Raw genomic sequence first — 13,448 nt, 5'->3', positions numbered from 1 at the left:
TAATCAATTGCCATTATGGTGAAAAGTGGCAATGTAAAAGCTAAATGGATTATTTCCATAATGGTTCATTCTCCCATCCCTTTGGAAAGCCAAGTGCAACCTTGTCTATCTCTGGAAATGTAGCAAAAAGATGATTCATTTTGTGGAGCATGTCGTTATTTGGCGATATGACATCAAGGAAATACTTGATAATGCACAGGTCAAAGTATACCTTTAATGGATCAGTTGGCAATGTAATCCAAGGACGGTTTATTCTGATTGGCATAGTAGCACGAATGGAGAATACGCGATTCCAAATACGAGCATGATGACAGCAAGAGTTTCGTGTTACTGCAACAATAGTAAGCCAAGATTCGAATGGAGAAATTTGCAGTCCAAATGACTGAGCAATGGATTTCTTAATCCTTTTATTCTTAATGTTGGAATAAATGTTGGTGACTACTCCAAATGGTAGTATCTCAGCCAGTATCCAAGATGGTGGGTACTGATTGATATAGCTTTTCTTGAAATGATGGATGAAATCCTCTTTAGTATGGTTTAACTCATCTTCAATTAGGTGTTTAGTGCGTCTGAATCTACTAGGATCTGAGAAATAACGTCCGTTCGTCATCCAGAATGGATCGTCTAATATTTTTGTTCCAAAATTTACGATTGCACAACGCACCGCAATCTCTATTTTTTCAATTTCATTGAAGAGGAGCAGTCGTAACTTCTTGTCAAACTTATACAGCATCATTACCTTGTCAAAGGTAACACCTTGCTTAAATAGTTTTTGTTCCTTAGGGGTGGATATTAAAGGGTGCATATATGCAGATAGGCGGTAGTAACCGATGTGAGCAAGGTAGTGTTCAGCCTTTCCTTCATCAGTTATTTTCATGCCTCTTGCTTTGAGCAACTGTACTAACTCCTTAGGGGTAGCGTATGTTTTTACAAACGGAATTCTTTTTGTCATAGTATAAAAAAAGACCCGCACATTTGAGCATCGTTGAGAGGCTTGGCGGGTTCTCGTGCTACAAAGTTACGAATAATCTATTGACATTCCAAACTCCTATACAAGAAAGTTACAAGATCCAATTCACTAGAAGTTTAATTACACATTAGCTCGTATTGGCAGGTTTATTTCCGCTTTAGTTGGTAGTTTACGGTAGAATCTGTATGTTTGTAATGAATATTAACATTAGACCACGAGGATTATGATTAAGGAGAACTTTGTAAAGCTATATGAGGGGGTACTGAAGGAGAATTGGGCGCTTCCTGCCTTTACCAATTATGAGGAGGGGCGAACCTATACTGTGGCAGATGTCGCACGGTGGGCAGCACGTGTACACCTTATCTTGGAGCAGAATGGCATCAAGAAGGGCGATAAGGTGACCCTTATTGGTAAGGATTGTGCCGAGTGGTGTATGGTATGGATGGGCATCGTTACCTATGGGGCGGTGGTGGTACCTATACTGCCCGACTTCCCTAAGGCCGACTTGCTACACCTCATTGAGCATAGTGACTCTAAGTTTGTATTCGTGGGGCCAGAGCACGAGAAACACCTAGAGGGAGCACTGCTCCCCAATGTATTGGGGCTTTATAGGATTAAAAGTATGGAGCCACTCCTAGGACTACTCTCCAACGACCCAACTAAGGCACTCAATATAGATGCTCTATTCAAGGAGCGATACCCCAATGACTTTACTCGGGAGAATGTGAAATTCCCCGAGGTGAGCAATGAGGAGGTGGTACTCATTAGTTATACCTCTGGTACATCGGGCTTTAGTAAAGGGGTGATGACCACTGCCAACAACCTAGCAGCCAATATGACCTATGCAGTGACGGAAAAGATGCAGAGTCGCGGTGATCGCCTTCTCTGCTTCCTCCCCAACGCCCACGCCTATAGCTGTGCATTCAACTTCCTACTCCCCTTGCTTTCGGGTGCACACGTCTATATTCTTGGTCAAAAGCCTACCCCTACCATTCTCCTCAAAGCACTTAAGGAGGTGCAACCTCGACTGATCCTCTCCGTGCCACTCGTATTGGAGAAGATCTACAAGAGCGTGGTGACGCCTAAGCTCAAGGAGACTTCGGTGCGGCTGGTACTTAAGACACCTATCCTCCGCAACTCGGTATACAAGAAGTTTAGAGAGGGATTGATCCAGGCACTAGGGGGCAATCTAGGTGAGATCATCATTGGTGGCGCAGCCCTCAATGCCGAGGTGGCTCAGTTCCTCGACCGTATTAAGTTTCCCTACACCGTCGGCTACGGCATGACGGAGTGTGCGCCACTGGTCTCCTATGCTCAGTATAAAAACTATGTCTCTGGCTCTTGTGGTAAGGAGCTGAAGATGATAGAGAAGCTACGGGTAGCCGATGCCCAAGAGATTGAGGGGCAGATGGTGGGTGAGATCCAAGTGAAGGGGGAGAATGTCTGCCTCGGATACTACAAAAACCCACAAGCAACTGCCGAGCTCTTTACGGAGGATGGCTGGATGAAGACGGGGGACCTAGGCTATATTGCCAAGGATGGCAGTGTCTTTTTGAGAGGGCGTTCCAAGGCAATGCTCCTAGGACCTAATGGGCAGAACATTTACCCTGAGGAGATAGAGGCGAAGATAGCGATGCTCCCCTTTATGAATGAAGCAGTGGTGGTACAGCGAGAGGGCAAACGGAATGTGGCGATTGTGACCATCGACCGAAAGGCACTCGAAAAGGCGGGCTATAAGAACGATAAGAAGGTGGAAGAGCTACTCGAAAGTAATCGCAAGCAACTCAATGAGAGCCTTGCCTCCTTTGCCCAAATCTCCAACTTCGAAGTGCTGGAGGGTGACTTTGAGAAGACGCCTAAGCAGAGTATCAAGCGCTATCTCTATAAATAAGGATTCGGAAGCCCTTATCTGATAAGAGACTTTTTAGCAGTGCCCCTCCTCCTATTGAGACCGATAGGAGGAGGGGCACTAGTGTATAATTATTTGAGTATCTTTGCATAGGTAATTAAGAGAATATATTAGGTTTGAATAATTATGATTCGTAATAAGAACTGTAATGAGGCGGTATGGAATGAAGTGTACACTCACTCCAAGCTGCCAAAGAACTTAGCGAAGCTAGAGGAGCTATCCCGCAATATCTGGTGGGTTTGGAGGAGAGAGGTAAGGAAGCTATTTGCCGAGATAGATGAGGAGAAATGGGAGGCTGTTCAGGCCAATCCTATTGAGATCCTCAATGGGCTGAGCAGTGCAAAGCAAGAGGAATTGCTACAGAATGAGGAGTTTATGGCTCGTCTCGACAAGGCCTATGAGCACTTCCAGGAATACCTTGCGGCACCTATGCGTAGCGATATCCCTAGTGTGGCCTACTTCAGTATGGAATATGGGCTCAGCAATGTGCTGAAGATCTACTCTGGCGGTCTTGGTGTACTGGCAGGCGACTACCTGAAGGAGGCCAGCGACTCTCGCGTAGACATGGTAGGCGTAGGCTTCCTATACAAGTATGGCTACTTTGACCAAGTCATCTCGGCCGATGGTGATCAGATTGCCCAATATAAGCAGAATGACTTCAATAATATCCCAGTAAGCCAAGTGACTGATGAGCAGGGTTTACCGATGACTTTAGAGGTCCCCTTTAGAGATCATACCGTTTACTGCAATGTGTGGCGAGTAGATGTAGGGCGTATCCCGCTCTACTTGATGGATACCTTCCACCCTAAGAATAGTGATTGGGATAAGGGAATTACTAGCCAGCTCTACGGTGGCGATTGGGAAAACCGTATGAAGCAGGAGTATCTGCTTGGTATCGGAGGCATTATGCTACTAGAGAAGCTAGGCATCAAGAAGCAAGTATACCACTGCAATGAGGGGCATGCTGCCTTCATCAATATTGAGCGTATGGCACAGCTCACCCAGAGTGGAATGGACTTTGATCACGCTCTGGAGATCGTTCGCTCTTCGGGGCTATATACAGTGCACACGCCTGTGCCTGCTGGTCACGACTACTTTGATAAGGGCCTTTTCGATAAGTATATGGGTCACTATGCCGCGAAGCTAGGGATTTCGTTTGATGAGTTGATTGACCTTGGTCGTGAAAACCCTGGCTCCGACGAGAAGTTCTCCATGAGTGTCTTGGCGCTCAATACGGCTCAGGAGGCCAATGGTGTTAGCTGGCTTCACGGCAAGGTGTCGCAGCGGATGTTTGCCCCTGTGTGGAAGGGCTACTTCCCTAGCGAGCTACATGTGGGATATGTGACCAATGGGGTGCACTTCCCTTCGTGGACCGCTGTGGAGTGGATCCCTTTCTACAAGAAATATATCTCGGAGAATATACTTGATGATCAGGATAATCCTGACATTCTCAAGAAGATCAAAGAGGTACCAGACAGCGAAATATGGGAGATGCGTAAAGAGATGAAATGCCGACTTATTCGCCATCTCAGGGCGAGCTACAAGGCAAGTCTCTCCAAGAGTAATAACGACCCCTCCTTTACTTACGAGGTGCTCGATGCCCTGAATCCCGATGCCCTTCTCATCGGTTTCGGACGCCGATTTGCCACCTACAAGCGTGCCCATCTGCTCTTTACCGACCTCGATCGCTTGGCACAGATTGTCAATAACAGCGAGCGCCCCATCCAGTTTATCTATACCGGTAAGGCGCACCCTGCCGATGGTGGTGGCCAGGGGCTTATCAAGAGCATCATAGAGATCTCTAAGATGCCACAATTCCACGGCAAGATCCTATTCCTAGAGAATTATGATATCCGCGTAGCTCGCCGATTGATCGCTGGTGTGGATGTATGGCTCAACACCCCTACACGTCCATTAGAAGCGTCGGGAACGTCGGGCATGAAGGCGCTGATGAATGGAGTGCTCAACTTCTCAGTACTCGATGGTTGGTGGTATGAGGGGTTTGTGCCTGGAGGCGGTTGGGCACTGACCGACAAACGCACCTATACCGATCAGGGGCAGCAGGATAAACTAGATGCTGTGACGATTTACAAGACCCTAGAGGATGAGATCATCCCGCTTTACTACGATCGTAGTGATGGCAAGGAGTACTCTACCGGTTGGGTGAAGATGATCAAGACTTCTATGGCGGAGATCCTCCCTCGCTTCACGATGCGACGGATGATTAATGACTATATCACCCGATTCTACCAGCCACTTGCTACACGCTCAGCAATGCTTGCGGAAAACAACTATGCAGCAGTCGATACTCTGGTGGAGTGGAAACAAAGTGTAGCCAATACATGGGATCAATTGGAGGTAATAGAGGTGAAGAGCACCAAGGACCTCAGTAGTCGTAGCTTTGAAGTGGGTGAAGAGATGGAGTTGCAAGTGGTGCTCGACCTACACCAACTCTCTACTGACCTCAAGGTAGAGCTAGTCATCTCTGAATTCAATGCCGATAATATGATGACAGAACTTGTAGATAACTATGCCTTTACCCTAGAGAGCAGTGAAGGAAGTCGACGCACTTACAAGCTAAGAAAGATGATCAATAACCCTGGTACCCGGAAGATCGCCATCCGCATCTCTCCTACGCACCAGCTAATGGCTCACCCTATGGACTTTGCTTATGTTCGTTGGGTATCGGCATTCTGATTCTTGAGCCAGTCTATTTTTAATATGAGAGCCATAGGGCAATAGCCTTATGGCTCTCATTGTATTGGGGCGAAGGTAGGGGCTACGCAGTCTTGGGATCTCCATAAAACCTCTATACAGAGAATGTTGCACGAAGTGCCATTCCCGCACATTTACTAAAATGTGCTGAGACTTTGCACGAAGGATGAGATGCAAGGCGCTGAGGATGAGGGCGAAGGGAGCGTACTCGCGTACGTGACCTAGACCGAATTCCGAAAGCAACGAAGCAGATCGCCTTCGTGCAATAGTCTCATACAAGTAGAGCAAAAGTTGAGTTGCAACTAAGCAATCGGCGAGTTGCAACTAAGCATTTGCCGAGATGCAACTAACCGATTGCTTAGTTGCAACTCGGTAAACGCTTTTGTATAGTATTGAATTCCAGTCGGTTGAGAAGAGGGTCTTTGCGCCCCCTTTTTCGTCTGTTTTTGCCTTATTTCGCGGGTGGAAATTCTGTAAGATGACCCCCCAGGGTAGGCTTCTACAATGCATAACCCCCGAAGTTTATCGCTAATTCATTTGCCTTTAGAAAAATATTAAGTATCTTGTCGTCATATAATAATAACTATCAAGCTTGCACAATAAATAGAGATGATTATGAGATTTGGATTGAGCAATCAGATTGCACTCACTCAGGTAGAAGAAAGACTGTACCGACCCTCCAATGCGTATGAAGAGGGGATTCTGACTAGCTTCGAGCGTATGCCGGTAACTATATCGCCCACCCCAGAGGAGGCGGCGGAGAGCATCGCCCGAACCATCTGCAAAGATATAAAGGCCAAAGGCAACCAGCCCTACACCATTATGCTTTCGGCTGGGACTAGCCCCGAGCCTATCTATAAGGCTCTTATCCGGATGCATGCTGAGGAGGGGGTCTCTTTTGAGAATGTACACCTATTTCCTATGTACGAATTTGTACCCCTTCCCAATAAAGACACAGGCGTACTAGCACAGATCAAAGAGCACTTCGCCACACATGTGGGCATCCCTGATGAGCATCTTCACGGATTGGATAGCCAGCTCTCCAAGGAGGATGTGGGCCGTGCCATTGAGGAGTTTGACGACTGTATTCACCAGCTAGGGGGCATTGACCTGCTCATCACTGGGTTGGGCCGTAGAGGATCGGTTGGGGTCAACTCTCCTGGCTCTATCTGGTCGCAGGGTACGCACTTGTCGGTACTGGATAGCACCTCGGTTCAGGAGGCCATTAGCACCTTTAATACTAAAGAGAATGTACCTCCTACAGCGGTGACTATCGGTCTAAAGAACTTGAGTGAAGCACGTAAGATAATCCTTCTCGCATGGGGCGAGGCCAAGGCCGAGGTGATCGCCAAGGCGGTGGAGGAGCCCATGACGGAGAGCTTGCCTGCTTCTTACTTCCAATCTCACAGCCACGTAAGAGTCTACACCGACCTACAGGCGGCCAGTCTGCTCACTCGTATCAATCACCCTTGGAGGGTCACCTCTATTGAGTGGACGCCTAAGCTGGTTCGTCGTGCCATTGTATGGCTTTGCCAGAAGGTCAATAAGCCTATCCTGAAGCTGACCAATCAAGATTATTCCGACCATCAACTGGGAGAGCTGCTTACGGTCTATGGCTCTGCCTATGATGCCAATATCAAGGTGTTTAATGATATCCAGCACACCATCACCGGTTGGCCAGGGGGCAAGCCCAATGCCGATGACTCTAATAGGCCTGAGCGTGCCTTGCCTGCTAAGAAGCGGGTGCTTATCTTTAGCCCTCACCCCGATGACGATGTGATCTCTATGGGAGGCACCTTCCGCCGCTTGGTGGTGCAGGGGCACGATGTGCATGTCGCCTACCAAACCTCGGGCAATATCGCCGTGGGTGATGAGGAGGTGATTCGCTATCTCTCTTTCCTTCGCAATACCGCAGAGCACTTGGGAATGGCTGATAGCAAGCTCCACCAGCATGCCGAGGAACTCCGACACTTCTTGCTACACGAAAAGGAGGAGGGCTCTATTGAGACACCTGAGGTACGCTTTATGAAAGGAACGATCCGTGTAGAGGAGGCTCGTACGGCCGACCGCTTTATTGGAGTTAAGGAGGACCATGTACACTTCCTCAACCTGCCATTTTATGAGACCGGAGGCATCAAAAAGAACCCACCGACTCAGACCGACGTGGATATCGTGATCCAATTGCTTCGCGAGGTGAAGCCTCACCAAATCTTTGTGGCGGGTGACCTTGCCGACCCACACGGTACTCACAAGGTGTGCCTAGATGTCGCCCTAGCAGCTATTGACCAGGTAAAGAGCGAAGAGTGGTTTAAGGATACGTGGATCTGGATGTACCGTGGAGCATGGGCCGAGTGGGAGATTGACCATATCGAGATGGCAGTGCCTATGAGTCCCGAGGAGCTTCGCTTCAAGCGGAATAGCATCCTCAAGCATCAGTCGCAGATGGAGAGTGCTCCTTTCCTAGGTGATGATGAGCGCCTATTCTGGCAGCGCTCCGAGGATCGCAACCGCGCTACAGCACAGCTCTACCAAGACCTTGGCCTAGCTAGCTACGAAGCGATTGAGGCTTTTGTCCGCTACCATCCCATCGACTAAAGAATAGAATAGCCACCTAATGTGGCATACCAAAACAAAGCTAGCCAGCTCCCCATATATGGGGAGCTGGCTAGCTTTGTTATTTGATAAAGAGAAGTGCTTACTTCAGTGCACTTTGGAAGTAGCTCTGGCTAGCATAGCGGGCAAACTCTCTATCGTTGAGGAACTTAGTAGCCATACCTGGCTGCAGGCGTACTGCCTGACGTATACCCTCCGTCATCACATCGGTCTGAGAGGTACGAGCCCCCATCAATGCTTGTAGGTAGTATGTGGTAGCATCCTTAGCTACGATCTGATTGAGTAGCTGATTGGCACGATTGTAGTCCTTATTAAGGATCTGAGCCAATACACCATTATTGGTTGCTACATCATAAAGTGCCTTGGCAGCCTCAGCATATTTACCCTTCTGTATATAGATCAGTCCAAGAGCCTCACCTAGCTCAGGCACATTAGTAGCCTGCCCGATCAGGGTCTCACCCTCCTCGAGGTTACCATCTAGTAGCTGCAATAGCCCTTGATTCATCTTCACCTCAGGGAGCTGAGCCTTGGTTGCAGCCTTTTGGAAGTAGCTACTTGCTGTAGCGTAATCGCCATTCTCATAGGCTAGCACGCCAAGGTTATTGTAGGCACGTGCATCGGCTGGGAATTGAGCCACTGCCTGATTGTAGATCCTACGTTGCTCTGCCTTGTCATTCGTTAGCGTCGCAGAGTAAAGGAGCTCCTCTACATTCAGCTTGCTTGGCTCATTCTTTGAAAGTGCTGCGATCTCCTCGTTGCTCTTACCGATGATCTCGATATTAGCAATCAGACGAGAGCGACGGAGCTGTGGCAAAATCTCATCGGCCAACTGACTAAAGACGGAAGAGATATTCTTAATCTCGCGCTCACGGGTCTCAGGATCCTTGTACATTGAGAGGACAGATAGGATCAGCTCCTTATCTTGAATATTGGACTGCTCCACTAGCTTCTGGAAACCTTCCCAGTCCTGAGCTGTATAGTGTGCTGACATAGGCACTTCTACCTTGGCACGCTTGAGGTCTCGCCCAATGGTAGCAGTGGTGTTACGCTCACGCTGTGCCGAGAGCTTCTCATTGAGCTCGCGACCACCATCTGGTGAAGCATAGGCCTGAATCTCTACATCTACATTTTGGTTAGGTGTGATATTGGCACTCTCCACAATCCCTTTCCACTCACGCACATCGGCAGAGTTGAGCTCAGTGCTACGCACATTCGCTTGCTGGATAAGGAAGTGGATATCAGCATCGTACTTCTCCTTGATAATTCTCTGGAAAGCGTCGGGCGCAATCGCAGGAGTGGTAAAGGCAGCACTAGCAAGAGCCTCAGTAGCCACAACACCCTCGCCGATCTTAACATCAGGAAGCTGTACCTCCTTGCCACGGATGCGTGCAGAGAAGATCAGGATGAGATCACTCTTTGCCATCTCTGGCTTGTACTTAAAGTTGGAGTGGATGGTCACACTCTTTGGCATGCCATAAGGGATAGTGGTGGCATTTCCACGTACCTTCTCGCCTTGGAAGTTATAAGTGGTTCCCCACACTTCACCACCAGCATACTTAAGCACTGGCGTTACCCTCACCTCGGCATTCTTATTGAACCACTTAGCTGGGAAGTTGATGTTAATGGTTGCTGGCACCTCACCGCCAATTAGCACAAGTGGCTGAGGATCAACTGATACTTGCCTAGCATCGAGTGGCTTTAACTTGCCTGCACACGACGACATCAGCACTACAAGTGCTGCAAAGAGTGTGCTCAGCAGAAGATTCTTGATTTTCATAAAGTCAAATACTTATATAATTAAAACGTAAATAATTTCCGCAGTTACAAATATACCCATTTTACGCCACATTATTAAACCATTGTCCTTCTAATATTGTGACTGTCGTGGCATTCTAAATAGCGAACAGCCACATAGATAAACCATGTAGCTGTTCAGCAATTAATTTCTACCCTACCAGGGGGTTAGTCTTATTCGTTGTAAGGAGCGAAGTCGCTCTTCTCTGCACCACAAACGGGGCAAACCCAATCCTCAGGAATGTCCTCAAATGGAGTACCTGGTGCAATTCCACCATCTTCGTCACCCAGCTCTGGGTCATAGATATAGCCACATGGCTCGCAAATATACTTCTGCATATTCCTATTATTTTATGTTTTGTGAAATATTTCAATATCACTGGATAAGCCACAACTGCCTATCCACGCCAAAGATACCTAAAAATAGTGACATCGGGCAACCCTCTCCCAACATAATTACAGCCAAAAGCTTGGCTCACCCTATTGCCTCTAGTAAGTCTTCAATACGCTTACTTCACCTCTTCAAAACAAATCTATATTGATTTACAGTGCATTGCAATTACATGGTACAAATATGATTTCTTAAATCGATTACAAACAATCGGTTATATTGTCTTTATTGCTCTGCTTTTTCAAGTTCTATTCGAGCTGTGAGTTCTTCTTGGTATGTGGTCATAAACTTGTTTAAGTCCATAAAAGCATACCCAACCAAACGATAGAATAGATTCTTGTATTCTATCTTTTCTGTTGCAGTGAACAGAGTTTTACCACCTTCTACTGGTTCGAATGTTGCCTGCCACTCTCCTGTGAACATTCTACTATCCATCTCAAAACTGTAGAAAGAATGTGGTCTCTTCTCAAGTGTCCTGAATCGGATAGTTACGCCATTGGTCGTCTCTTCCCATTCTTCAATATTCCCTTGAGTACGGATGATCTCCAAATCATCCAAAGAACTTCTGTAATGCCATTCTTGATTGTTGGTCACAATAGCAAAAACGGCATCAACAGGAGCATTCAAAATGCACTGTTTTGTTTCTGTTCTGATTCTTGGTAGAAGTGTTCCCATGAGCACGACAACCAATACAAGTAATAAAAGACCGCTCAATATTATGTACAACACATTCTTCACGTTCTATTTGATTATTATCCACTTACCAGCCTTTGTAGAGCCTTCGTGCTTGATAAGTCCTTGCTTAGTCATATTCTTAATATGATATTTAATGCCATCAAGAGTAATGCCGATAGATTGAGCCAACTCCTTTTGAGTAATTTTAGGCTTTGCCTGAATAGCTGCTAAAATTCTTTCTTGGGCTTTTCTTGGGTAGTTTCTCCTCCAAAGCCTTCTTCAAAATACTTTTGAGAAACGTTCTCAACTACTCGAAAAGCTGTAATCAATGAAAAATCAAAAGAGGCTTGCCCATTACCGTTTTCTTCCAACTCATTCTGAACTCGGTAGACTCCACGGCTGAATCGGTTTACATAGCCCAAGACTTTCATTGCTTCGGCAATAAAGGGATTCCGATAATCACTCACATTGGGAAAATTATCATAGGTTCCTTGACTAAAAAGTCATTTAAGCTACACTTTAATTTTTTTTATCATCTATGATCTCTACCGAATTCTGGAATCGTATAACCACATTATGTTTCTTCTTCATTCCTAATAAGTAATTTTGAGTTAGACTAATATTAGCAAAAGGAGGGCGTTGCATAGGCAACGAGGCTAATAAGTAGCAAGTATTATTCTTATTAAAAATACCTCGAGACCTATAGTAATATTGTGTTTTAAATAGTTGCTTTCGAGCTTTGTTTAAATTATTCTCATTGTTCTCCGGCTTGCTGCTATACTTTAATTCAAGAAAGAGGATCCAAGAATTACCATTACTACTATGAGGATAAATAACGCATTCACATTGAGATAAAGTACTTCTATTGGGCCGAGTAAAGCTACCATTATCAAAAGGAATGCCGTCTATATTTAAATTCTGGGGATTATTAACTGTAAAGTAATCTATATCGTTCGGATGTGAATTATCAAACAACTCTGTTGCTCGTCTAATTGGACTATTCTTTGTTTGTTCTGTATAGTCTGCTACATATAGTGAATTACTTGTAGTGATACAATTATTCAACTGATGAGAAAAAGAGATTTGTATATTTGTGCGTATCATTATTCGTAGTAATTAAGCATTAAATAAAAGTCATCCATCAAGTCTTTCATTTTCTGGTCGAAATAGTTGTCAGAAATTAGTCCATCTTCTCCTTGAATAGTTCCTCTCACGACTCCTTCTCTGATTTCATAAATAGATACGTCTGAAGGATTAATTTTAGATTTATTACACTTGAGTTTTCTCAATTCATTTGACTCCATCTTATCACTGACCAAACCTGCCATCATACAGTTATTTAATGCATAAAGCACATACGGGCTATGTGTTGTAAGCGTTAACCTGTTCCCTTTTTTATTCAAGCATTGTTGTAATAAGTAATACATCAAATCTCGTTGAGTTTCAGGAAACAAGTTTTGTTCCGGCTCTTCAATAATAAACTGAGAGTTCGTTGTTTTAAATAAGCCATTCGATATGGTTTTGTAGTCATCAAAATATTCAACTGCTTTTTCTTCCTTTTCGTGAAGTCTTTCGTTGAAAGACTTCACGAGTTTTTGTAAATCTTCTATAGGTAAATCATCCTTATCATAATAAGGTTTTAATACTTTTTCTACCACAAGAATTCTGTTGACCCGTTGTTTTCTTTCATCCTGTTCAAAAGAAATATTATCTTCATCATATATCCATTTTGTCAAATATTCAATCATTACAATTAAGGGAGTAATAGATTGTAAACCGCTTGATGCATTTGACAAGAGAATATCATACTCGGCATCATTATTATTACCTCTAATATGGTCTTCTTCACTTCCTTCAATATAATAATAATTAACACCAAGATTCAGAACAGATAAATTATTTTCATCAGAATATTTCTTGCGAGCTTCAAACCAATCAAATAAGAAACTTCTAATATTAGTATTCCCAAATTCAGATTTTCTTGCTTCAGGAAGAATAACCATATTACGCTCAGAAGGAATGTAAGCTATTTTACTACGTTGGTATGCATATTTATCAACCCATGAGATTGAACATTCCTCATTTTCCCATACAATTTCTACGACCTCACTTTTGTAGTGAATATAACTATCAGAATTAAAGTAACCCTTTATCTTATGAAAAGACTCAAGACGTTCTCTGAAATATGTTATATTTTCTTGATATTCGGAAAGGGATTGACTTGTCGCCACATCTTTTTCCACCCACGTACAAAAACTAATAATTTTTGCGATGGTACTTTTACCACTACTTTGTGGTCCCATAAAGACATTAATCCTATTGAGAGAAATCTCTACAACCTCTTTTATAGGGCCTATATTTTTTATTGTTATTGTTGACAT

Annotated in this window: 10 protein-coding genes; 3 read left to right on the top strand and 7 right to left on the bottom strand. The window is 44.9% G+C overall.

Annotation, left to right across the window (positions count from 1 at the left end):
* Positions 1-49: 49 nt before the first annotated feature.
* Positions 50-952 (bottom strand): Abi family protein, encoded by a 903-nt coding sequence (locus MWL85_RS09180; RefSeq protein ID WP_244400485.1) that lies wholly within the window; start codon positions 950-952, stop codon positions 50-52.
* Positions 953-1,193: 241 nt separating this feature from the next.
* Between MWL85_RS09180 and MWL85_RS09175 the strand changes: the two genes are divergently transcribed.
* The 3 genes from MWL85_RS09175 to MWL85_RS09165 all read left to right on the top strand — a co-directional run bounded on the left by MWL85_RS09175 (position 1,194) and on the right by MWL85_RS09165 (position 8,189).
* Positions 1,194-2,861: an AMP-binding protein gene (locus tag MWL85_RS09175; RefSeq protein ID WP_244400484.1), complete on the top strand. Its 1,668-nt coding sequence runs from the start codon at positions 1,194-1,196 to the stop codon at positions 2,859-2,861.
* A 141-nt stretch (positions 2,862-3,002) separates the two neighbouring features.
* Positions 3,003-5,576 carry an alpha-glucan family phosphorylase gene (glgP, locus tag MWL85_RS09170; protein ID WP_394802122.1) on the top strand — a complete coding sequence of 858 codons (2,574 nt, stop codon included), beginning with the start codon at positions 3,003-3,005 and terminating at the stop codon, positions 5,574-5,576.
* A gap of 633 nt (positions 5,577-6,209) precedes the next feature.
* Positions 6,210-8,189: a 6-phosphogluconolactonase gene (locus MWL85_RS09165; protein ID WP_244401877.1), complete on the top strand. Its 1,980-nt coding sequence runs from the start codon at positions 6,210-6,212 to the stop codon at positions 8,187-8,189.
* 100 nt (positions 8,190-8,289) lie between these two features.
* Here the strand turns inward: MWL85_RS09165 and MWL85_RS09160 are convergent, their stop codons facing one another.
* From MWL85_RS09160 to MWL85_RS09140, 6 genes are all read right to left on the bottom strand, one after another.
* Entirely contained in the window at positions 8,290-9,984 is a 1,695-nt protein-coding gene (locus MWL85_RS09160; RefSeq protein ID WP_070706321.1) for a tetratricopeptide repeat protein, read from the bottom strand.
* 191 nt (positions 9,985-10,175) lie between these two features.
* Positions 10,176-10,340 (bottom strand): rubredoxin, encoded by a 165-nt coding sequence (gene rd / locus MWL85_RS09155; RefSeq protein WP_021902990.1) that lies wholly within the window; start codon positions 10,338-10,340, stop codon positions 10,176-10,178.
* Between the two features lie 277 nt (positions 10,341-10,617).
* Positions 10,618-11,121 (bottom strand): SRPBCC family protein, encoded by a 504-nt coding sequence (locus MWL85_RS09150; protein ID WP_244400482.1) that lies wholly within the window; start codon positions 11,119-11,121, stop codon positions 10,618-10,620.
* A 12-nt stretch (positions 11,122-11,133) separates the two neighbouring features.
* Positions 11,134-11,256, bottom strand: a complete 123-nt coding sequence (locus MWL85_RS11655) for a hypothetical protein (RefSeq protein WP_394802100.1) — start codon at positions 11,254-11,256, stop codon at positions 11,134-11,136.
* A 38-nt stretch (positions 11,257-11,294) separates the two neighbouring features.
* Positions 11,295-11,534 (bottom strand): hypothetical protein, encoded by a 240-nt coding sequence (locus MWL85_RS11650; RefSeq protein WP_394802099.1) that lies wholly within the window; start codon positions 11,532-11,534, stop codon positions 11,295-11,297.
* A 636-nt stretch (positions 11,535-12,170) separates the two neighbouring features.
* Positions 12,171-13,448: a hypothetical protein gene (locus tag MWL85_RS09140; RefSeq protein WP_244400481.1), complete on the bottom strand. Its 1,278-nt coding sequence runs from the start codon at positions 13,446-13,448 to the stop codon at positions 12,171-12,173.

The organism is Porphyromonas somerae, from assembly GCF_022845615.1.
GTDB lineage: Bacteria > Bacteroidota > Bacteroidia > Bacteroidales > Porphyromonadaceae > Porphyromonas_A > Porphyromonas_A somerae.
This window is presented reverse-complemented; position numbering and strand designations above follow the sequence as displayed.